The 21,542-nt window shown below is 62.1% G+C and carries 16 protein-coding genes, 1 tRNA gene and 1 pseudogene; 5 read left to right on the forward strand and 13 right to left on the reverse strand.

All coding sequences use genetic code 11. The features are described from left to right. Positions 1–71: 71 nt before the first annotated feature. From BQ8482_RS02270 to BQ8482_RS02315, 9 genes and pseudogenes are all read right to left on the reverse strand, one after another. Entirely contained in the window at positions 72–2,141 is a 2,070-nt protein-coding gene (locus tag BQ8482_RS02270; protein ID WP_133254691.1) for a hypothetical protein, read from the reverse strand. Between the two features lie 158 nt (positions 2,142–2,299). Continuing rightward, a complete protein-coding gene (locus tag BQ8482_RS02275; RefSeq protein WP_123146097.1) occupies positions 2,300–6,985 on the reverse strand; it encodes a helicase-related protein in 4,686 nt (1,561 codons plus the stop codon). Further along, positions 6,982–8,967 (reverse strand): hypothetical protein, encoded by a 1,986-nt coding sequence (locus BQ8482_RS02280; RefSeq protein ID WP_133254692.1) that lies wholly within the window; start codon positions 8,965–8,967, stop codon positions 6,982–6,984. Before BQ8482_RS02280 ends, BQ8482_RS02275 begins: the two co-directional genes overlap by 4 nt. A 2,116-nt stretch (positions 8,968–11,083) precedes the next feature. Further along, positions 11,084–11,653 carry a hypothetical protein gene (locus tag BQ8482_RS02290; protein ID WP_123146100.1) on the reverse strand — a complete coding sequence of 190 codons (570 nt, stop codon included), beginning with the start codon at positions 11,651–11,653 and terminating at the stop codon, positions 11,084–11,086. Positions 11,654–11,745: 92 nt separating this feature from the next. Next, positions 11,746–12,192, reverse strand: a complete 447-nt coding sequence (locus BQ8482_RS02295) for a hypothetical protein (RefSeq protein ID WP_123146101.1) — start codon at positions 12,190–12,192, stop codon at positions 11,746–11,748. A gap of 191 nt (positions 12,193–12,383) precedes the next feature. Then, a pseudogene (locus BQ8482_RS38940) lies at positions 12,384–12,658 on the reverse strand (helix-turn-helix domain-containing protein). 67 nt (positions 12,659–12,725) lie between these two features. After that, positions 12,726–12,802 (reverse strand) — tRNA-Arg (locus BQ8482_RS02305). Positions 12,803–13,007: 205 nt separating this feature from the next. Continuing rightward, positions 13,008–13,931 (reverse strand): HNH endonuclease, encoded by a 924-nt coding sequence (locus tag BQ8482_RS02310; RefSeq protein WP_123146102.1) that lies wholly within the window; start codon positions 13,929–13,931, stop codon positions 13,008–13,010. A gap of 131 nt (positions 13,932–14,062) precedes the next feature. Beyond that, positions 14,063–14,950, reverse strand: coding sequence for a D-alanyl-D-alanine carboxypeptidase family protein (locus tag BQ8482_RS02315; protein WP_123146103.1), 888 nt, complete (start codon positions 14,948–14,950; stop codon positions 14,063–14,065). 403 nt (positions 14,951–15,353) lie between these two features. Here BQ8482_RS02315 and BQ8482_RS02325 point away from each other — a divergent pair, with 403 nt between their 5' ends. Continuing rightward, entirely contained in the window at positions 15,354–16,460 is a 1,107-nt protein-coding gene (locus BQ8482_RS02325; protein WP_123146104.1) for a hypothetical protein, read from the forward strand. Positions 16,461–16,779: 319 nt separating this feature from the next. Beyond that, positions 16,780–17,400, forward strand: coding sequence for a nucleoside triphosphate hydrolase (locus BQ8482_RS02335; protein ID WP_123146106.1), 621 nt, complete (start codon positions 16,780–16,782; stop codon positions 17,398–17,400). Between the two features lie 48 nt (positions 17,401–17,448). Here the strand turns inward: BQ8482_RS02335 and BQ8482_RS38945 are convergent, their stop codons facing one another. Beyond that, complete coding sequence (locus tag BQ8482_RS38945) at positions 17,449–17,724, reverse strand: hypothetical protein (protein WP_244602599.1); 276 nt, start codon at positions 17,722–17,724, stop codon at positions 17,449–17,451. Between BQ8482_RS38945 and BQ8482_RS38950 the strand changes: the two genes are divergently transcribed. Then, positions 17,723–17,866, forward strand: coding sequence for a hypothetical protein (locus BQ8482_RS38950; RefSeq protein WP_244602600.1), 144 nt, complete (start codon positions 17,723–17,725; stop codon positions 17,864–17,866). The two genes, BQ8482_RS38945 and BQ8482_RS38950, sit on opposite strands and share 2 nt — an antisense overlap. 35 nt (positions 17,867–17,901) lie before the next feature. Here BQ8482_RS38950 and BQ8482_RS02345 read toward each other — a convergent pair whose 3' ends face one another. The 3 genes from BQ8482_RS02345 to BQ8482_RS02355 form a co-directional block, all read right to left on the reverse strand. Next, a complete protein-coding gene (locus BQ8482_RS02345) occupies positions 17,902–18,606 on the reverse strand; it encodes a glutathione S-transferase family protein (RefSeq protein WP_123146108.1) in 705 nt (234 codons plus the stop codon). An 89-nt stretch (positions 18,607–18,695) separates the two neighbouring features. Next, positions 18,696–19,904 (reverse strand): beta-ketoacyl-[acyl-carrier-protein] synthase family protein, encoded by a 1,209-nt coding sequence (locus BQ8482_RS02350; RefSeq protein WP_123146109.1) that lies wholly within the window; start codon positions 19,902–19,904, stop codon positions 18,696–18,698. Between the two features lie 4 nt (positions 19,905–19,908). Continuing rightward, positions 19,909–20,163, reverse strand: coding sequence for an acyl carrier protein (locus BQ8482_RS02355; protein ID WP_010912831.1), 255 nt, complete (start codon positions 20,161–20,163; stop codon positions 19,909–19,911). 203 nt (positions 20,164–20,366) lie between these two features. Here BQ8482_RS02355 and BQ8482_RS02360 point away from each other — a divergent pair, with 203 nt between their 5' ends. After that, entirely contained in the window at positions 20,367–21,209 is an 843-nt protein-coding gene (locus tag BQ8482_RS02360) for an urease accessory protein UreD (RefSeq protein ID WP_123146110.1), read from the forward strand. A gap of 28 nt (positions 21,210–21,237) precedes the next feature. After that, entirely contained in the window at positions 21,238–21,540 is a 303-nt protein-coding gene (locus BQ8482_RS02365; RefSeq protein WP_023801505.1) for an urease subunit gamma, read from the forward strand. Positions 21,541–21,542 lie beyond the last annotated feature (2 nt).

Genomic DNA, 21,542 nt, shown 5'->3' on the forward strand with positions numbered 1-21,542 from the left:
GGCGCCGACGAGTTGTGCAGCCAGGCCAGGCCACGGCGCCGCGCATCGAACCACGTCAGCATCTAGTCCCATCAGGTGGTATCTGAGGTCGTCCGCGAGGCCCTGAGATCTCTCACGATCTCAAAGTAACCATGCAGCGGAGTCTGATCCATATCCCATAAGGGCGCGCGACCACCGACAAGCGCAGCGCGCGAGAGCAATTGGTTGCCGGCAATGCAAGAAGTCTCGGGGATCATCACACAAGCGGGGCAAGCACCACCGCGATGATCGCATAGCGTTCCCGAACCACAGCGCAATTCGCGGCGCGCGACGAGGTAGCGAAGGAATGCACCGTTGTGATCGCGCCACATGGAGGAGATGTTGCCGAGGTCTTCGGTCATTCCTCGCCGATGAACGACAAAGGCGAGATCGGCCGGAAAGATTGCCTCGCTCATTGATCCCAGGTCGAGCCCTGAGAACCGAGCCACACCATGCATAACGTGATGGGCCATGGTGTGAAGCAGGAGGTAGGTCGTGGATGCCGCGTCGCGCGAGCGGACCCTCGACGCCTCGTCCCTAACGCCGAAATCCCGAAGGAAAAGCCCGAAATCGCGGTAGCTTTCGATCACCACCGAGCCCAGCGTGCGGGGCGCGGTAGGTACGACAGGCAGTACGCCGTTCCGTTGTAGAAATTCAGAGACAGCAGTCGGGTCTAAGCGAACATAGATCGCTTCGTTCTGCTGTTCGATGACATAGATCGGACGCTTGTGGTTCGGAAGCGGCGGGAAACCCATCAAGCGGACCGGCATGCGCTTGTCCTTTTGGACAGTCTCCGGTGTCGCGGAGACCCGAGTAAAGCCAAACGAGAACTCAACCATATCCAGGTTGCGTACAAGCCGGGCGTCGGCAATACCAGCGCGGTCAAGATCCTCTGCGACCCTCGTCTCGTACGCGCGCTCGAACTCCGCCACTCCGTGCTCGGCGGACAAGTCTGGATGAGAACGTCGCAAATCAGCTGACGCGGCAGTGGCGTCTATGCGTTCGCGGCGGAGCGCATCGTGCTCGATCGTTGACCGGATTGGATCATAACGGCGGGCGTAGTCGAGCCTCTCGTGTACCCGATCAATGAGTGCGGCGCTTGCTTGCGCCGTCCGGCGCACGAAGTCCGACTGCAACCATCCCTCGCGCATCAGCCGAGCCGATTCACCGAAGACGTCGGCGAGTGACACGTTGTCGGCGGATCGCGCGGCGTCCTCCTGGTCACGCATCGCTTTGTATCCGGGCCAGAGCGCCGCATGACCGCCTTGCTCTAATTGCTCCAGCATCTCCTCGTCGCTGGGCTCAGCCCCGCCGAAGCCGTGCAGTCCGGCAACCTTCGAGATAAGCTCGTCACGCCGGCCCGGTTTCATCAGGGCGACGACGTTCTGATCATTGTAGACGATAAACCGCGCTGACTGGACGTAGAAGACCGGCGAAGCCCGATAGGAAATCGGGATCATGTTGATCTCGCTCCATTCGTGCGGGACCTGCTGGTCAATCTTGGGCTTGAGCAGGTTCAGGCTGAAGGGGTCGGTTTGATAAACTTCACGCTCAGCGCGGCACCCAGAACAGCGGTAGCGCCAGCGTGAGAATTGATTGCCCTGCTTGATCAGTTGGAACTCTTCGGATCCGCACTGACACCGCGGAATCTTTCGGACCTCGCCAGCTTGGTCTGCGGTGTACCTGAAAGGTGAGAGGCCCTCGATGCTGCCCGACCAGTGCACATAGACGACGTCCAGTTGGCGCCATCTAGATTCGTGGCTGCTCGCCCCATCCTGTCCACATCTCTGGCTGAGCGGTTCTGCGACCTGGTGAGCCGTAGAGACGTATTCCTTCACCCTCTCACAGGTATCGCATCGGTAGACGAGCGGCCCCGGAAGGTAGCCCATGCGTTCGGGCCGCATGAATTCGAAGCGGTCAAGGGCGATCTCAACGGAGCGACGCACTGGATTGTAGAAGCAGGAGTCTAGAAGCTGCACCTCGTAGACAGGCGCGTTCCGGTTGATACCCATTCCGCGAGCCAGCCAGTTCTGACAGTATTCTTCGAGGTTTTCGACGATTTGATCCCGCCGGGTCGGCCGTGCTGAAAAGTCTATCGCAGGCCCGTCGATCGGGACCGACAAGCACGCTCCCTTGCCGCCCTCCCAAGTGAACATCGCACCCGGCGCATATGCCGTCGCGAGCTGAGGTTGCGACCGCGTCATCGTCGGCGGGTATGTACGGACAGCGCCCGCGCTGCTCCGGAATCCGCCGTTCGTAGCCGACCTATCGTCCGACATCCTCAATCCTCCACATCGTTCATCGGGGGATCGGCATCGACCTCGGAGCGCACTGCCATGCGTTGCCCGCGAATGATCCGCATCACCTGCCTTACGGTTTCTAGGTTCACATTCCTGCCGCGATACGGGTCCCGCCACGCGCCCTGAATAACGCCGCCCGCATCGACGTCGCGCAGCGACGTCATGGGTTTCCGGATTTCACGTGTCTGAACACTCTCCCAGAAATTCGCCAACCGGCTGCTGTCCGACCTAGACGTGAAGACGTTGAGGAGATCGAGCACTCTGTCCTCGACGAAGCGTCCATAGTGTTCTGTATGGGTTGCGGATCCGGTTCGAGCTTCCCCTCGGCCGTCGATCCCAATGGCGTTCAGCGTGAAGGTGGTGACGGCTCGAACCGCCGCCGGGTAGCCGCCAGGGAAACGCTCCGCCCACGCTTTGACGGCCGCCGCGGTTGTAAAATGTCGGGCGTTGCCCTTGGCGGCGTCGGGGGCGGCCACGAAATCCTCTTGCTCAACGACGGCACAGAGATAGGCTTGAATCGCGCTCGGGATCATCCTGCGAATCGCCCGATCTGCCCATCTCTGCACGGCAGGGGGCGGGATCATCCTCTCCAAGAACCGATGAAACTGGTCGTGCGTTTCGACCACATATCGATCTCGACGGCTGTGCGGGGTTGGAACGAGGAGACTGAAGCCGACATGGCTGCGTCCGATTCGACTCGATGCCTGGATGTACTCGGCAACATCAGTCGGAAGACCAGCAAAGAACATGGCGTTGAACTTGTCCACGTCCACACCGTGACTTATCGCTGACGTCGCCACGATGTTGCGAAGTCCTGCGCCTAACGGCGGAAAAGGCTGTCCGTTCGGAACGGTCCCCTCGGCCCTTTGCATCACGTCCTGAATTTCAGCGATGGTTACACCGCCTGAGATCAGATCGGTTTCAAAGGGTTGATCACTGATCCCGTCGGCGCGGTGGTCTCGATCCACCTGCGACTGCAAGGTCTCGATGATCTGGTCGCCGCCCTTTTTGTTGGTGACGTAGGTGAGCGAGATCCGGTGCAAGTCGAGAAGGGTGGCCAGAACATCCGCCGTGCGATCGCCCGTCGGCAGCAGCGCGCGCAACGCCTCGGCCCTGAGCGGTGTCAGGGGATCATCTAAGGGTAATGCCAAGATCATTGTCTCGACCGCGTCACCGGGACGGCCAGCCTCGACCAGCAGGTTCCAGAGGCGAGTGATCGCAAGATGGTAAGATGAGACCACTGCGGAAGTGGTCATCGTGTGCGACCGACCGTTGGTCATGATGGACATGTACACCCGCATCCGTGGTGCCGAGAGCTCAGGCTGCAGTCGGGGCGGTAGAGTTGCGGCGTAGTCTAGACGCGACACGGGACGCGGTCGCCGCGGCGCCGAGTAGAAGGACTCGTAAAGGTCGGGGCCGGGGCACGGGAATCGCAGCGACTCGCGCTGGTACAACACCCGGAGCTGGCGGTCGGGATCCGAGATTGTCGCGGTGGCCGCAATCACTTTCGCCAGCCGCGGTCGACGATCCTGAGAAGTCGGGTCCGGCCTCCAGGTAGCCACCGAGCCTCGAAGAACGCCGGAACCAAGTTGGCAAAATATTCGCTCGAGCGTGGTCTCGAAAAGCCCTGAGAACGTCCCGAGGCTCTCGTCGAGCAGGTGGCCTTCATCCTGGATGATCAGACTCGGGAATGGATCGTAAAAGACCTCCGCGCCTGTTGTGTAAGCCGGGCGGACCCGCGTCAGGTCGTCATTGTCGGCAACAGCAAGCGCCCTTTCGCCCCGCGGAACGAAGAGATGGCGGCTCTCAGGGTCCATCCGTCGGGCGCAGCCGAACATCCCGACGATTGCGTTGATCGTACGATCATGCTGTCCGATCAGCGCAAGCTTATCGACGGTTCCCAGCACCACCGAAGGTGCACGTTGATAGATCGTGTCGTCCGTCAGCAGAAAGGGCAGCGGCACCCGGCTCGGCGCAGTTGGGTTAGCGCGATTCCAGTCGCAATCGTCGTTGAAACAGACGATCCCAATTCGGCCCGACTGAGCAGCGTATTTCCGCATTCCGGTTGCCTGGCCGCAACATGGGCAGGTCCTGAGTTTGTCGAACGACTCCAGCGCTTCGCGGTACCGTGCCGACCGGCGCCGCGCCGCGGCGGCCGCTTCCGACGAACCGGTCGGTGGCCTAAGCAGTGCGGCGTCGGTCTGATGCGCGGCTGCGGTCACCGGCGGCACGCCGCCGAACCCTTGTGCGACCCGGTTGGGTGTGTTGCCAGATCCTACCCAGAATCCGAGCTCGAACGGCCAACCCGGGATGCGGCGCCGCAGCCGCACGAGTTCGGCCTGCACCAACACCCGCATGAGACGACGCGCTTGCTGAAGCGTCAGCAGCCGCAACGGATAGCGGACAAGCGCCGTTACCCCGCGTGCCTTGCCTCGCAGTCGGTCCAAGAAAAGATTATAGATCAGCAGGCCGAAGAACGCCTCCGACTTACCGCCTCCAGTTGGAAAGTAGAGGAGGCTCGCAGACAACTCGTCTCGAAAGGCGTCGAAGCGGTGCTCGAACTCCGGCATCCGCGACGCCAGTGTCGGGATATGAGCCAAGATGAAGGCGAGCTGGAAAAGCCGCCAATCCGTGAACTTCGTTCCGCCGTACTGGGCGAAGGTTTCGTTAGTCCGCAGCCACGCGGTCCACGGCGCGGTACGGCGCTCTAGCTCTGGGGCATTTGAGCCGACGCCGCCCGACTTGACGAGAGCGTCTGCCGCCGCCCGCGACTCCTTGAGGAGTTCAATCCCCGCTCGGATATAGCCGCTCTCACGCCGGTAGGCCTGCAGATCGCCCGCGCGCGAGCGCTCATCTTCTGTATTATCGGTTGCCAGTGCCGACTGCTCCCTGATCCAGCCGTCGTAGGTATCCGGTAGAGCCAGGAGCTGGTCGAGGTCCATTCCTGGGTCGGCCAGTTCAGCGTAGCGCGTCGGCACGCCCGTGATCGCCCGCGGATCGATGCGTGGCTGAATGTACCGTGGGGCCCAAGTCGTTCGCACTGTCACCGTGCCTGCAGGCCCGCTAACTTGCCGAACACCGCAGTTCAGCCCCATCGCCGGATACTCGAGCCACTCCCTAAACCGATAGGACGGCTCAATCCGGTCGAGCCGGAGCGGACGATGTGCCGTCTCCGGAAGGCTCACGGTCAACTCGACTTGGAACAGGCCGTGCTCGAATGCCGTCGCGTCGGCACCGGCCGGGCGAGACGCGCCATTCTCGATCGCAATGCGCAGGTTCAACCGGGAGGGCTCGACGAAATCCGCATCGGCATCAATCACCAGCGCCACGCCGGTGAGGTCGGGACGGACATCCGACAAAGTCGCCGTTCGGCGGGCTCGTAGCGCAGCGAGGTAACCGTCCCAACTTTCCCGATCAGCGAATTGGCTCGGCAGGACGCGCTCGCCGGGCCGGTAAGCGTCTCGTTGCCCCTCCTCAGTAGCAAGCCACTCGGTGACGGCGGTGTCGATGGCCGAAATCAGGTTGGCGGAGAAACCGCTGGACGCTGCCTCAATGGACGTCGAGTCTTCGATAGCGAAGCTAATTGCGGCCAGGTCCAATTGCACCTTTCGCCACTTCTGAGGAATGGACTGGGGCTGAGCGTGGCGATCGTCGATCCGACCTACGCCGGGACGCAGCGCGCCCGCTGCACCGGACCCAGGCGCGGGCCCCCCACTCTCTGCTTCGGCGGCGGTTTCACGCACCTCATCGACAATGGCATCATCTCCGTCCGGGGCTGCGACGTCGTCAACGTCGACCGCGAGATCGGCGGATCCGACCGGACGGAGAGGTTGGTCGCCACCTTCAGCAGGAAGAAGATTGATGCCGAGTTCAGCGAAAGCCCGGTCAAACGCCGCACGTCGGATGGCTGCGACCGCCGCAATCCGCTGCCTCCTAGCCGTGGAGCGGTGGTCTAGCGCGGCGTGTCGCGCTTGGGCGACTTCCTCCGCGCGACTAGCCGCTTGTGCGGTCGCCCGAACCACCCCTCGTGCCTCTGCGTCGTCGGGGCGCTCCGAGGCCGCCTCCTCCGCGGCGTCCGCCGCATCGCGCGCCTGTTCGGCGACCGCCACCGCGTCGCCAGGCCGCTCATCAGGCTCCTCATCGCTGACCGGAGCCAGGGCCGCGATGCCGGCGTTAATGTAATCCCTCGCACGTCGCTCGACTTCCTGTCGAGACTGACGCGATAGCTGAACTTGGGGCATCATGTCGTGCCGCGGATCCGCTACATCGTCCCAGGTCGGCAAGATGCGGATATAGACAGACGCTCGCGGCCGAATGACAATCTCGCCCCCGCAACCTGTGGCAAGCTGGAGGTCGATGCCCATCGTTGCGAGATGGATATCGCTCGTCTCGTCTTCGAGACCGGTTTCATCGAAGCGCGGCAGCAGAAAGCCGCTGACCAAACGGGCCGAAGGCCTTGTACCGTAGATTGTGTCGCCTTCCGCGTTTTCGCCGGTGCATCGAGCCAACGTCAGCCCTAGCAGGGCGTCCACGATCGCCTCCTTGGCTTCCGTGAGATCGACACCGTTCCGCGCCAGCATCTGGCGTTCGACAGCTTCGAGATCAACCGCGTTGGCAGTTGTGGGCTGCGGCGTTGTCCCGGCCGCCGGCGTCATCGAACCGCTCATGCGACCTGACCTTCCCTATTGTCCAATATTTCTCGGCTTACCACCGCATCGAGGTGATCCAGTGCCTGCCTGCTAAGCGCGGCGATCTTACTCTTGGTCTCCTGATCGAGCCCCCCCGCAGCACCGTGGGGGTCGACCAGAACCGACACGAAGGCTCGGGCCATCAGAAATCCCGCTTGCCGACGATCATTTCGGAGTTGCTCGACTCCCTCGACCCAGACCTTATCTGCCAACGCGCTCAGGCCAAGCACGCTCATGAAGGCGTCAAACTCCCGCTTCCGTTGGGGCGCGTGTGGCCGCAGCCGCTCCGGCGGCTGTAATTTGTGCTCGGCGACCCTGATCCAATCCACAACGGCGGCTTGGCTCATGTCGCGCGCGCCAATTGGTCGCATTGCCGCCATCAGCGTTCGGGCCTTAGCGGCTAGCGTGTCGCCTTCCACTTGTGGAAGCGCGGTCTCGACCGCGTTGTGGTAGACCGTCACCCAGCTTCGGGCGAGAACTTCGACCGGCAGCACACGCCGAGCCGCCTCCACGAATGACTGGTCGGGTACGAGGATTGAAGCTCCTTCCGCAATGTCTCGGGCAACCGATCGCTCAAACGGATTGATCTCGGCGTCTCGACGATGACGGACGATCACGGAACCCGACCGCGTCCGAAGAGTCCGGCCGCTCTGCAGGCTGAAGACGACGATCTCGCGTGCGTCGTCGTCGTCACCACCGGTAAGATCGACAACCTCCTCACTCGGAAGCAGGACGGGGCGTGCCTCCAGCTCTAGGTCGACTGCGGCGACAGCTCGGCCATCAGCCTCAGCCTGGGCGGCCATAGCGAGGGCTAAGAGCCGCCCGCCAATTCGGTCTGGACCCGCTAGATCCGGATGTGTCCCCAGGCCCTTGTGCGTTGCCGCTGTGCGGACGGCGAACGTCCGATCACACAACAAGACGAGCTCGTTGGGGAGCCAGGTCCGCGCTACGATGCGCGCGAGCCTTTCGGAGGTCGGCGCGACAAGGACCAACCGCCTCCACCTCGCTCTGTCCTGCAAAATCTCAATCGCCGCAAGATCGGCTTCCAGTTCGGCCAAGGTGGTAAACGTGATGTGGCGGCTCCGAATCCGCTGTTTTACGGTTGGGCCGAGTTCTCCTTCGCCCGCAAGACGGTGCTCAGCGAGCATTCGATCTGTGTCCGAGCCGAAGACGACGATGCTCCGGCTCGTCTTGCGCACCACCGACTGCATGAAAGCGACGAGGAGGGAGCCGATAGGAGTGTCCTTATCGAGCGTGTCAAACGCGCGCCGCACGGCTTCATCGGCAGCCAGAAAGCGCGCACGCTCCGTCCCGCCGGCGCCGCCATTGATTGCCCGCTGGAGCGGGGCGAGCACCGTTCCAGCCGAGCGCCGCTCGAGAAAGGCGTTCGCCGCCTCCTGACCGTCTGCTGCGCACAAGATGTCATAGGCGACCCCGACACCGCACGGGAGCGACAGCGCGCGGCGCAGGTTGCCAATGCCACGCAGGAGGACACCGCCAATTGCGGGATCAGAAGCGCCCCGCGCCGCTTCTGACAGTGCTTTGATGGCCTCACTGGGTTCGCCTGCTGCCGCATGTACGCGTGCAGTGATGGGCGACACCGCTTCGATCGCGGGATCGTTGGCCAGCAGGTCGTCGCTGAGCCGGACTAGTACCGAACTGCTGACACGTTGCTGGGTGTTGCTGTTCCGGCTTTCCATGGCTGTGATCATCCGCTCGACCCGTCGGAGGACATAGTCATCTTGGGTCGCGGAAAGCACCGGCACCTCGGGAAACCGCGTAGAAACCTCCTTGAGGAAGGCGTCCACGATCTCGTCCCAGGCGTGGCCGAGCCGGGTCAACGCGGGAGGACCGAGGTCAAGCAAGACAATGTCGGGGCGGCGACCGCCGGAACCCTCAGCGCCAAGGACGGCGTTACCGAGCACACGCTTCAGATCAGAACGAGACGAGACGCCGAACATCGCGTACGGCGCTAGCGGGGGCTGACAGATTTCTGGCCGGTAATCCCGCAACTGATCTAGCGCCGCCCCGAACCGAACTCGGCCGAAGAGCTCGCCCGCGGGTCGCTGAAAGGGTCGTTCCGGACCCCCGTCGTCTGCGAATAAGGGATAGATTTCGGCAAGTGTAGGATGCGCCAAGTGCGGCTTTGCGGCGTCACGCAAGCTCAGGCGCGAAAGGTGACCGAAGGTCTCATGTAGCTTGCCCAGCTCAGCGGAGGCTTCCGGTTGCTGTACCATCCGTCGAGTTAGGTGGCGGCCGTTGCGTCGGATCACTTCGTGGCGATCAACAAGAGTCGAGCGCTGAGCAGCCCCTGTCCCACCACCGCGCCAAGGAAAATACAGTGTTCTGAAGTCGGGTACGGCTTCGCACCAGCTGTGAGCGCCGCTGGTCCGAGCCGCGGGGCTGAACAGCAAAGAGAGCATAGCGAGCGGATGGACGACCGAGATGTCGCGTTGCCCGAAGGGCCACTGGAGGACCGCATGGGATTGGCCAGTCACTAGTGTCGTCAGAAAGCTCCGCAGCAGAGCCTCGGTTGGCCTATTGAGCACCTGCGGGGGCCCGACCGCAACATCTAGGCTGGGGTTGAGGCTCAGGAAGCGGAGACGTCTTGCCGCGCCCATCGCAGCATCCACATCTAGGTGCTCGCATCGGCGAGGCAGCTTCGGTTCGGGAACAGGGAGTGCAACCGCCGTAGTGCGACCACGACTGCTCTTCAGCTGCTCAACCAAGCGCTGGCGATCGGCCGCAGCGCGGCCTCGACCTTCCCTTATCTTATCAAGCCTATCGCCCCCCCACTTCACACGTTACCTCATCGGACGGGCGTCCCGCCTTCGCACGAGATGAATGGATCAGGGATCGCGCCATCCCTGCGTGACATGCCGACGGTGAATTGTGCCGAAGAAGGCGAAGTGGCGCCTAAAAAGCCGGGCACATCCAGAGCGCTGAAAGTGTCTTTGTTCGTTCTCTTTTGCACCGCGCGCCCATATTGTTTCGACTCGGAGCAAGTAAGTCCAAGTCATCCCTCAATTACGATCCTACTTCTGCGGTGCCGGCGCAAGTGGCTTCGTTTCGCCCAGCGCCAACGCTAACACAAGCTCAATCCAGGCGGGTGCATCGTCGCTCGGCTCCTCCCCTCCTCGCAACTCAGCATCTACCCCGGCTCCGCGGCGCGGCATGTAGGAGTTTAGCGTGTCTACCGACTGTGGCTGCCACATGGACCGCTAGGCAGCATGTGCGCTCAGCAATAGTGTAGGTCAACAAGGCCGACTCAGCTTTTGCATTGGGTTCGCCTATTTTCATGCACCCGGCTAATTCCGCCGAGGCATCAAGAGGCGCAAATCTGCGTTCGGATGTGCCCGCTTTGACGCTGCTGCGCAACCTAGACGCTAGTTCCTCGGCATGGAGAACAGGAGCCGAATGGTGAACGCTGCTACGTCGGCTTGCGCCCAATCAGAAAGATGCACACAGCACAGGCAACGCTTACAACCAGCTCGGCTTCGTCATCGTCCGGCAATTCCCCTTCACGGATGTGGCGCCCGTACTGAGAAGCGAAACCCAAAGCTTGTCCACGGCTTGGTCACGTGGCTTCGGTCTATCGAGTCCATCGACGCGCGGTGTAGATCGAGCTTGAAAGAAAAAATATGCGTCGATGTCGAACCTGCCCGCAGCAAGTGGCGAACGACTGTATGTCGTCGTCGTCGGAGCAATTCAGGGAGACTCGGCCTGACTGATCTCAACCAGCACGCGGAAGATTTCTTCAAGACAATTCTCAAGCCCCCGTGATCGATCGCAGAGCGCAGCTCTGCGCCGAGTTCGGCAAAAAGACGCGCTTGCCTGTCGATCGGTTCAACACGCATGAAGGCGGTACTAAACCATTGCCAATCAGACTTGTGCCGGCCAGCCCGAGTGGCTTACAGCGCCGCGCCGACTGACGTGTCTGGTCGGTTGGGATTCGTTCAGCATGGCCGTCCTATCTCGACCGTATTGGCGGTCTCACATGCGGATGATCCTCCCGTGAGCGCTGCGACCCAGACTACCTCGTGATAGTCGCTCCCGCTTGGCTAGTACCTTTGCTAACTATCCGAACATCATGCGAAGCGGCTCGAACTGCAGCGTCAATGCCTGGTTGATGGCTTCATTAGACGCCGTCGAAGGGAAGTGCGTGGTCATCGACATGTAAGGGAGAAAATCCTCTCCTTGAGCAATCAACGGCACTATCTGTCCGTTCGCGAACGTGGTTTCCACTGCGGCCCCCAACCACTCAGTTGGAAGCGGGTTGAGCGCATGAGGGTTGCGGATAAATTCGGTACCCTGTCTCCAACTTTCAGGCGGCACTTCGGGGTCGCCAATTTCGTATAGAAACGGAAATGGCTTAGTGGCATTTGGGTCCCAATTGTAATGCGTGCCGTAGCGGAATACGTGCACTTCATTCGAATGGTGTTTTCCCAATTGACCCATTCTGTTGAACTTGCCGATCGTGCCGCTGTTAGCGAAGAGTACGCCCGAGATGTGTTCGGCCCCTGGCTGGGAGAAGAATCCTGAATGAACCTCTTTCGAGCCGATATGTTTCTCGATCTTTGACGTGCTCACCGAAAGCGAGCCGGTCTCGTCCTTCGACCAGGTGGCCATCGCACCGAAGAGATACATGGAAAGCGCCGATGAACTGTTCGTCAAAGAACCCGGTGCATGGAAATCTTGGATAGCCAGGATGAGTGGTTCCCCTGCACATGCGGCAACTCCTAGTACTTTTTCTTGAGCTTTGAATAGAGTGGGCTACCTAGACGGATAGGCACCTCGTTCAGGTGATAGAGAGAAGCCTCCGCCAGTGTCTTCGGTTCGGGGAAAGCTTGGTACGGCTGACCACTCGCTTGGCCAGGGGGATTGGCGGTCACCGCTTCTACGAAAACTTCAACGCCATCTCTGCGCAACAGAAAGTCTGGGCGATCATAGTCGCGCACGACCTCATGTCCCTGCTCGGCAAACATGGTATTGAGGAATAGCTCAAAGGTGCGAGCGTCAAAGCCCGTTGATTGGAACTGCTCAACGAAGTTGCCGTCGACGTCGACCAGCTTCTCTGTGAGCTCGTCAATTATCCCTCGTGCCGGCGCATACGCAAACATGTCCCGCAAGCTCACATACTGCGGATGGAGCTTTTCGTTTGTGACGACCTGATCAAACAGTTTCATGGGTTAGCCCGAACTCCGTATCTGGAACTCAAGTAGCTACCGGTCATCAAATGCGGGTTCGTTCGAGTGCATTCCGCGTATATCCGCTAGGGCTCGAAACAGACGGACCACGTGCCCTGGTCGACCATGTCGTCGTCGTCGCTAGAAAATTTCACGCAGTGCGTCGCAGAGGCAACGGCGCCGTCAGGTAATTATCCGCCATCAAATCGATGGGCAAGCCTTACACCTGGGCCGCCGCCATTTTCTGGAATGAACTCGATGCCTGCCGCCTCAAGTGCGGTGCGAATCGCCTTTCGATTCGCCGAGGTGATCGATGGGATCCCAGCGTCGGATTCCGCGCAACAGTCGCCACCCCTAAGCTGGCGGCATCTGCGAGATCCTTTGCGCTCCAACGCACTAGCGCGCGTGCCGCTCGAATCTGCGCGCCAAGTTCTCCTGCACGTGACGAAAGGCAAAGGCGTGGTATTGTCGGAATCGCCCATGATCGAGCTCCCAACAGCTTGGTGTGGTTAGTTTGAAGGTCCGTATTTTACTGGCGCACCCGACAGGATTCGAACCTGTGACCTCTGCCTTCGGAGGGCAGCGCTCTATCCAGCTGAGCTACGGGTGCCTTCAGGATCGGCGATCCGGAAAACGAACCAGCCGGGTAAACCGGCCAGCCACGGCTTCTTATCTGATGCGGGCGCGCGCTTCAACGGTCAAGTGGGAGGTTGCGCGAATTCCGAGCGGCAGAGGTCGCAGGCCCGTTTTCTGCTACGCGCATCGGCCATGCCGAGGCGGGATGTAGCGACCGATTTTGTTCGAGAGTGAGCGAGCTATCCGAAGTATCGGTTATTATTGTGCCAAGCCAAGGCATTTGCGTCGGGCTGCTGGCTGATCATCGAAGGAACGGTAATTGCCGATCCATGCAGCTCGTAGTAATGCCGACCATTCTCAAACTCCTCGCGGATGCGTCTGCTCACTTCAAAACGATGATCTGGTGTGACCGTTACATACCCTTGATCGAACAGGCTATGGATGTCTCGCCGCATCAGAATCCCGTTGCTTGGCGAATGTTCTCCGCCTTCGGCATAGGGACGAATATGGGCGGCTTCCAAAGCCGGTAGGGTGCGTTCTTTCGTGATGGCGCAGCGCCTGTCATAAAGATCGGTCACCAATAGCCTGAAAGCTCCCTGGCCGAGGCGCGGTCGTATCAGCGCAGGCTCGCCAAATCGCGACTTTTCTTCAGAAAACCCCGTGCTGGAAACAGCCGGAACCATTGCATCTTGGACTGTATTCCACAGTGCCGCTCCTTCGGGGCCGTCAGTCCCGTAAGTGGTGAACGAAACAATGTTCTTTGACCAAGACGACGGTGGCGAAAACCAGCGGCTTTCATCAAGAAAGAAGGGCTGCGTGAGAACGCGACAGCCGATTTCGACAGGTCCAGCCGTGTGCGGATCGAGCTTGCGATATCGGAGGATACGGGATCGCATTTCCGGTAAGCTTGTAACGCCATTACTCGTTCCGAACGCCTCCCACGCCAACGATAGCGGCATGATTGTAGAGGAGGCAAAGACCCCGCCCCCCACAATCATGTTGATCGGTGCATGCAGCTTGAACAGAAAGAGCTCACCAGGCCGCAAAGCGCGAAACGCCTTTGGCGATGGCGACCAGAAATTAACCTCGGTCAAATCAGGCTGGCGGCGGAGCTGTTTAAACCAATCTCCATCCGTCACCGCGACCACAATCTTGACAGCCAAGCTGGTTTTGCCTCCGTGCGGCTATCCCAATATGAAGAACACCGCTGCCCTAATAGACAAAACTAAACTACGAACACTTGCCTACCAACGGTTATTATTCGCTCACTCATGGAGTTTCCGGAACCGAGCCCTCACTGCTCCCCGGCATACAGCAGCCTTGTCGTCGTGTTCGATGCCGGCGACAGGTTGCGCTGGATCAGCGCTTCGACGTGGTCGTTGCGCTGGCGCGCGCTGTCGGCGCCCATCACCACGAGGATCAGCCGGCGGCCGTCGGCATCGTAGGAGGTGACGATGTTGAAGCCTGAGGCCCTGATATAACCTGTCTTGATGCCGTTGACGCCGCGGACGCGGCCGAGCATGTCGTTGTGGCCGCGCACCAGCCTGCCCCGGAACATGAAGTCGCTATCCGAAAAATAGTGGAAATGCTGCGGGAAGCGGGCGCGCAGCGCTGTGCCGAGCACCGCCATGTCGCGCGCCGTCGTCTGCTGGGCGACGTCCGGCAGGCCCGAGGCGTTGCGGAAGACGGTGCTGCGCATGCCGATCTGGCGCGCTTTGGCCGTCATCATTGCGGCGAACGCCTGTTCGCTGCCGCCGAGATATTCGGCGACGGCGACCGCCACGTCATTGGCCGATTTGACGGTGATCGCGCGGATCGCCGATTCGACGTCGATCGTCTCGCCGCGCCTGAAGCGCAGCTTGGTCGGCGGCTGCCTGGCGGCGTTACCCGAGACCGGGATCAGCGTCGTCTTGCTGACACGGCCGGAATCCAGCGCCTCGAACAGCAGGTAGAGCGTCATCATCTTAGTCAGCGACGCCGGATAGCGCGGCGCCGTCGAACTGGCCTCGAACAGCGTCTTGCCGCTGCTGCCGTCGATGACGATAGCCGCATATTTCTGCGCCGGCGCCGGCACCGCCAGCATGGTCTCCGTCGGCGTCGTCGCACAGCCGGCAACGAGCCCCAGCAGCGCCAGCGCCGCGGCAAATCTTTTGATGAACGGAAAGAGGTGCGGGTGGGACACTGTTTTGAAGGTAAGCCGTTGCTGAAACGAGTGGGAAACTAGCGTAACCCAACGGCGCCGTCTATTTCGTTAACACCGGTCATTCACCACGCTCCTGGCGTTGGCGCCGCCCCTCACCTGCCTGCCGGCATCCTCTCCCCGTAGAACGGGGAGAGGGGCGCTGTCATAGACGGTTTCGCCAATCACCAGCGTTCGCAAGAAGAGCGCCGGCATTGCGGCCAGCCTCTTTCTCCCCGTTTACGGGGAGAAATGCCCGGCAGGGCAATGAGGGGCAGCGCCGCCAGCCGGCAATGATCGCTCCTACAGGGTGCTCCGCTGTCTCTGACGTGAAATGCCCATCACCCAGCTTGCGTAACCGGCACCGAGCGGGTTTGCTGGCGCCGGCAGAATCAGCAGGTGCGCCATGGATACGCTCACGATCAAGGCCAAGGGCATTTCGGTAACGGTCGATCTCACCGTCGGCCATCTCGCCGACATGGCCGTCGATATCGACGGGCGCCGGCTAAAGCCGCTGCATCGCGCGCCGTGGATCGACGAGCCGCGCGAGACGCTGCCGCAAGATCTGCCCGCCGGCACCGTTCGCCTGTCCGGCGATTTTCTCTGTGCGCCGTTTTCGCGCAGCGATGTCGAGGAAGCACCCTTGCATGGCTGGCCGGCCAACAGCCGCTGGGATGTCGTCGCCTCCGAGGCGACGGTCGATGGCTGGCGCGCCGTTTTCAGGCTGCAGCACCTGGTCATGGGCGCGACGGTCGACAAGATCCTGACCCTGCGCGACGATCATCCCTTTCTCTACCAGGAGCATGTCTTTTCCGGTGGTTCGGGCGCGATTTCCGTCGCCCATCATCCGATGACGGCGATGAAGGACGGCGGCAAGCTGGCCTTTTCGCCGAAGCGGTTTGCGGCAACGCCGGACGACCCGCTCGAGCCCGATCCGGCCCGCGGCCGTTTCCGCTTCGCCTATCCCGCGCGTTCCGCCGACCTGACGCGTTTTCCCGCCGCCGCTGGCGGCACGCTCGACCTGACCGACTATCGCATGGACCAGAGCCGAGAGGATTTCGTCACGCTGGTCGAGGCCGACCATGGCGGGCCGGGCTGGACCGCGCTGGCGCGAAAGGCGGAAGCCGATCTCGTGCTGGTGTTGAAGAACCCGGCCGAACTGCCGGTCACCATGCTGTGGATCAGCAATGGCGGGCGCGACTACGCGCCGTGGAGCGGCCGCCATCGCGGCGTGCTCGGCATCGAGGACGGCCGCACGGCGCTCGGCCATGCCGCCTCGCTGGGCGACAACTGGCTGAAGCGGGAAGGGGTGGCCACCGCCTTTGCCCTTGGCCAAGGCCGCAATGTCTCGTTCCGCCACGTCATCGGGGCACTGCCCTTATCTGGCGGCGAGCCGCCGCGCGACATCGTCACCGCGCAGGGGCATATGCGCATTGCGGCTGCTGACGGTTCGACGCGGGAAGTACCGTTCGACGGCGATTTCCTGCGGATTGGCCAAGCCGTTCCTGTCTGATTGGGCTGTGTCGTGGGCGGCGCTTCCGGTTGGAGTTAGCCCTCCTATTGCGAGCGTTGGCGCTGCCCCCTCACCCGGATTGCCAACCGAATTGCGAAGGGCAATTCGGGGCAATCCGACCTCTCCCCGAGGGGAGAGGAGATCGCCAGCGCCGACGCTTCTCTCTTCTCCCCAACGGGGAGAAGGTGGCCGCGAAGCGGCCGGATGAGGGGGCAGCGGCGCCGACCTCGACAATTGGTCGGCCTTCATACCAGTGCCGGTTTGAAATTTCCACAAACTGTCGCCAGAATGCTGCCGGAACTCACCTGCGGAATCACTCATGTCCGAGACTGCTCATCTCGCCGCCACCATCTTCAAGCGCGCCGGCAAGGCGCCGCGCTTTGTCGTTGCCATCGCCGGTCCTCCCGGCGCCGGCAAGTCGACGCTGTCAGCCCGCCTGCATGAACTGCTGCCGGAAGGCGCGGCCGAAATCGTCCCCATGGATGGCTTCCATTACGACGATGCCGTGCTCGAGCAGCGCGGCCTGCGCGCGCGAAAGGGCGCTCCGGAGACCTTTGACTTTGCCGGTTTCGAAACCTTGCTGAAGCGCATCCGCGCGGCCGAGCCCGATATCGCCATTCCGGTGTTCGACCGCAGCATGGAGCTCTCTCGCGCGGCCGCTTCGATCATCGCCGCCGACACCAAGTTCATCCTGGTCGAAGGCAATTATCTCTTGCTTGACGAGGAACCTTGGTCGCGGCTGGCGCCGCTGTTCGATTTCTCGATCTTCGTCGATGTGCCGCGCGCCGAGCTCGAGCGCCGGCTGTTGGAGCGATGGCATGAGCATGGCCGCTCCGACGAGGACGCCCGCGCCTGGATCGCCTACAACGACATGCCCAACATCGACCGCGTGCTTGCCCGCCGCCGCCCCGCCGATCTGGTGATCGGCGATCACGCCTGATTTGCGGGACAACCCGCGCCGGAACCTTAGGACTTTCCGGCCGTTATGTCAGATACGGCAATGATGCTGACATGAGGAAAACTGTCCAATGGCAACTCCGATGGCAACCAACGCAAGAAAGCCTGCGCCCGGCAAGGGCAGGGCAACTCGCTCAAAGGCAACTGAATCAAAGACAGGCGCTGGCCCGGCGGTCGCCGCCCGCTCCAAGGATGCGGCAAAGCCCACCTTTGGCAAGGCAGCACCGAAGAAAGTGACACCGACCGCAGCCAAGGCCACGGCAAAACCCGCCAAGCCGAGGAAATCGGCAAGCGGTGGCAGCTCCATGGCAGACAGTGCAATGCGCACGGTCAAGACGACGGCCAATGTGGCAGCCGGTGCGGTTGTCGCCACCGCCAGGAGCGCTGCATCCCTTGCCGCTTCCGTCATGGGCAAGGGCGGCTCAAAACCCAAAACCAAGGCAAAATAGGCCCAGCCTCTTCTCGGCGCCTGCGGCCTGTTGAGCTAGCCCCGGGCGGGGATACTAAGACCCTTTTGCACCGCCGGCCGGGCAAGGCCGCGTTCCAGCCATGCCGCGACATTGCGAAAGTCGTCGAAGCCGACAAGTTCCCTTGCCTCATAAAAGCCGATCAGATTGCGCACCCAGCCCAGCATCGAGACATCGGCGATGGTGTAATCGTCGTCCATGATCCAGCTGCGGCCCTTCAGCCTCGTCTCGAGCACACCGATCAGCCGCCGCGATTCGTCGCGATAGCGCGCCAGCGGCCGCTTGTCGGCGATCTCGCGTCCGGCGAATTTGTGGAAGAAGCCGACCTGCCCGAACATCGGCCCGATCGAGGCCATCTGGAAGAACACCCACTGGATCGTTTCGTAACGCCGCACCGGGTCGGCCGGGACCAGCCTGCCGGTCTTGTCGGTGAGATAAAGCAGGATGGCGCCGGATTCGAACAGCCCGATCGGCTTGCCGCCCGGGCCGTCCGGATCGATCATCGCCGGGATCTTGCCGTTGGGGTTCAGCGACAGGAATTCCGGCGTCCAGCTTTCGTTCTTGCCGATGTTCACCGCATGCGCCTCGTAGGGCAGGCCGATCTCCTCCAGCGCGATCGACACCTTCACCCCGTTCGGGGTCGGGAACGAATAGAGCTGGATGCGGTCGGGATGGCTGGCCGGCCAGCGCGTGGCGATCGGAAAGGCGGACAGGTCGGTCATCGAAACTCCTGGGCGGATTTTTTCGCGCGGAATCGCGCGGTCGTGGCGAGTGGCAAGAGCTTCGCCCTATCGGGATGATTCGGTTGCGGTCAGACCGCCTTGAACGCCAGCACCGCATTGGTGCCGCCGAAGGCGAAGCCGTTGCTGATCGCCGCGCGCACCTTGCGCTCGCGCGCCACATTCGGCGTGATGTCGAGATCGCAATCGGCGTCGGTTTCGCGAAAATTGGCCGTCGGCGGCACGATGCCTTCGCGGATCGCCATCACGCAGGCGATCAGCTCCAGCGCGCCCGACGCGCCGAGGCAGTGGGCATGCATCGATTTGGTCGAGGAGATCGAAAGCCTGTGGGCATGGTCGCCGAAGACGCGCTTGATCGCCGCCGTCTCGATCTGGTCGTTGGCCCTGGTGCCGGTGCCATGCGCATTGATGTAATCGATGTCTTCCGGGTTGAGCCTGGCATCGACGAGGCAGAAACGCATTGCCGCCTCCGGCCCTTCGATGGTCGGCGCGACGATGTCGGAGGCATCGCCGGAAAGGCCGGCGCCGGCAATTTCGGCGAGAATCGTGGCGCCGCGCGCCATGGCATGCTCGTAGGTTTCCAGCACAACCATGCCGGCGCCTTCACCGAGCACCAGGCCCTGGCGATCGGCCGAAAACGGCCGGCAGGTGTCGGGCGCCAGCACCCGCAGCGCCTCCCAGCCTTTCAGGATGCCCCAGACCAGCGGCGCATCGGTGCCGCCGGCGAGCATGACATCGGCGCGGCCGAGCCTGATCTGGTCGACCGCCGAGGCAATGGCGTGGTTGGACGAGGAGCAGGCCGAGGTGATGCCGAAGACCGGCCCGCGCAGGCCGAGATTCATGCTGACATGACCGGCCGCAGCGCCCGGCATCACTTTCGGCACGGTGAAGATGCCGGTGCGGTTCTTGCCTTCGAGCAGGATGGCGCGATAGCTCTCTTCGATCGCCTCCCAGCCGCAGACGCCGACGCCGACGATGGCGCCCATCCGGTAGGTGTTGGCTGCGTGCGGGTTCAGCCCGGCTTGTTGCGCGGCCTCCCGCGCGGCGATCGTCGCCAAAAGGCTGAAGCGGTCCATCGAGACGACCTGCTTGCGGTCGATGCCGTGATCGGGAAGCGTCCTGATTTCGCAGCCGACCCTGATTTTCAGGTCATGCAGCTCCGAATTGACGATTGGGCCGATGGCCGAGCGGCCGGCGCGCATCTCGCCCCAGATCGCGGGCACATTGGTGCCGAGCCCGCATATGCCGCCGATGCCGGTAATGACGACGCGCTTGTGCATTCAGTCAGGCTTTTTTCGCGATCAGCGCGCGAACCGCCTCGACCATGTCGCCGACGTTCTTCAGGTTGCTCCAGGCATCGACCGTGTTCATCTCGATCTCGATGCCATACTGTTCCTCGAGGTCGAAGATGATCTCCGTCAGTTCCAGCGAATGGATGCCAAGTGAGGTCAGTTCGGTGCTGGTGGTGATTTCTTCGCCACCGGGCTCGGCATGAGCTTTGATCTTCTCGATGATGTCCGTTGCCAGCTGGTCAGCCATTCGGTTCCTTCCCCAACCCTTGTCGTTTCTCGACGCCAACTGATCAGCGCCTCTTTTTCCCCAGGTTCAGATCGTCACCGTCGCCTTTTATCCAGCCAGGCGCTGTGTGACCGTACCAAGACGGCTCCTCTATAGAAACCGAAACGTTGTCAAGCAACAAGCTATATGTCGACAAAGCCGGCGGTGTGGTTATCGTTAGCGCCATGGATATGATCGAACGTGGCCTGACCTTTGTCCCGCCGGCCCAGCGCGTCGCCGGAACGGCGCGGCTTGCTTGTGACAGCAATGGCGACCGCACGCGTCTTCGGCGGCTTTATCAGGATGGTTCCGCCAAGATCCGCATGCCGGCCGTATCGGCCGATCCGCTCGAAGCCGTCCTGATCAACACCGCCGGCGGGCTGACCGGCGGCGACCGCCTCGGCTGGGAGGTCGATGTCGGCGCCGGCGCCTCCGCCACCATAACCACCCAGGCCTGCGAGAAAATCTACCGCGCCGCGTCCGATCATGCCGAGGTGCGGGTGAAGCTGACGGTCGGCGCCGGCGGCCGCATCGCCTGGTTGCCGCAGGAAACCATCGTCTTCGATCGATCGGCCTTTGCCCGCAGGCTCGACCTGGAGCTTGCCGCCGGTGCCGAGGCGCTGGTGCTCGAGGCGACCGTCTTCGGCCGCCTCGCCATGGGCGAACGCGCGGCGCACGGCAGCTTCCACGACCGCTGGCGGGTCAGCCAGGACGGAGCGCTCGTTCATGCCGAGGATTTCCGCATCGGGCCCGGCATTGCGGCCATTCTGGGCCGTTCCGCCGTGGCCGGCGGCGCCATCGCCATGGCGACGGTGCTGATGATCTCACCGCGGGTGGAGACTTTGCTCGATCCGGCCCGGGGCATCATCGGCGGCCAGGGCGACGCCAGCGTCTGGAGCGTGAAGAAATCTGGCAAGCTTCTTGCGAGGCTGTTTGCCGAGGACGGCTACCAGCTCCGCAAGCGGCTGGTTCCGCTCGTCGAATTGCTCAACGGACGGGCGGGTCTGCCCAAATTATGGTCACTCTGATTCCGATTATGTCATTCCTGGGATACGCATGAACCTGACGCCAAGGGAAAAGGACAAGCTGCTCATCGCCATGGCGGCGATTGTGGCGCGCAAGCGGCTCGAACGCGGCGTCAAGCTCAATCACCCGGAGGCGATCGCGCTGATCACCGACTTCGTCGTCGAGGGCGCCCGCGACGGCCGCCAGGTCGCCGAGCTGATGGAGGCCGGCGCCCATGTCGTCACCCGCGCGCAGGTGATGGAGGGCATCGCCGAGATGATCCACGACGTCCAGGTCGAGGCGACTTTTCCCGACGGCACCAAGCTGGTGACCGTGCATGAACCGATAAGGTGAGG

Origin of the sequence: Mesorhizobium delmotii (assembly GCF_900149755.1) — a bacterium.
Classification (GTDB): domain Bacteria; phylum Pseudomonadota; class Alphaproteobacteria; order Rhizobiales; family Rhizobiaceae; genus Mesorhizobium; species Mesorhizobium delmotii.

Bases quoted from the DNA above. Each gene is read 5' to 3' on its own strand.
- BQ8482_RS02290 (WP_123146100.1), bottom strand. From the start codon at position 11,653: ATGTATCTCTTCGGTGCGATGGCCACCTGGTCGAAGGACGAGACCGGC.
- BQ8482_RS02345 (WP_123146108.1), bottom strand. From the start codon at position 18,606: ATGACCGACCTGTCCGCCTTTCCGATCGCCACGCGCTGGCCGGCCAGC.
- BQ8482_RS02365 (WP_023801505.1), top strand. From the start codon at position 21,238: ATGAACCTGACGCCAAGGGAAAAGGACAAGCTGCTCATCGCCATGGCG.
- BQ8482_RS02360 (WP_123146110.1), top strand. From the start codon at position 20,367: ATGGATATGATCGAACGTGGCCTGACCTTTGTCCCGCCGGCCCAGCGC.
- BQ8482_RS02350 (WP_123146109.1), bottom strand. From the start codon at position 19,904: ATGCACAAGCGCGTCGTCATTACCGGCATCGGCGGCATATGCGGGCTC.
- BQ8482_RS38950 (WP_244602600.1), top strand. From the start codon at position 17,723: ATGGCAGACAGTGCAATGCGCACGGTCAAGACGACGGCCAATGTGGCA.
- BQ8482_RS02275 (WP_123146097.1), bottom strand. From the start codon at position 6,985: ATGAGCGGTTCGATGACGCCGGCGGCCGGGACAACGCCGCAGCCCACA.
- BQ8482_RS02295 (WP_123146101.1), bottom strand. From the start codon at position 12,192: ATGAAACTGTTTGATCAGGTCGTCACAAACGAAAAGCTCCATCCGCAG.
- BQ8482_RS02325 (WP_123146104.1), top strand. From the start codon at position 15,354: ATGGATACGCTCACGATCAAGGCCAAGGGCATTTCGGTAACGGTCGAT.
- BQ8482_RS02355 (WP_010912831.1), bottom strand. From the start codon at position 20,163: ATGGCTGACCAGCTGGCAACGGACATCATCGAGAAGATCAAAGCTCAT.
- BQ8482_RS02335 (WP_123146106.1), top strand. From the start codon at position 16,780: ATGTCCGAGACTGCTCATCTCGCCGCCACCATCTTCAAGCGCGCCGGC.
- BQ8482_RS38945 (WP_244602599.1), bottom strand. From the start codon at position 17,724: ATGGAGCTGCCACCGCTTGCCGATTTCCTCGGCTTGGCGGGTTTTGCC.
- BQ8482_RS02280 (WP_133254692.1), bottom strand. From the start codon at position 8,967: ATGTTCGGCGTCTCGTCTCGTTCTGATCTGAAGCGTGTGCTCGGTAAC.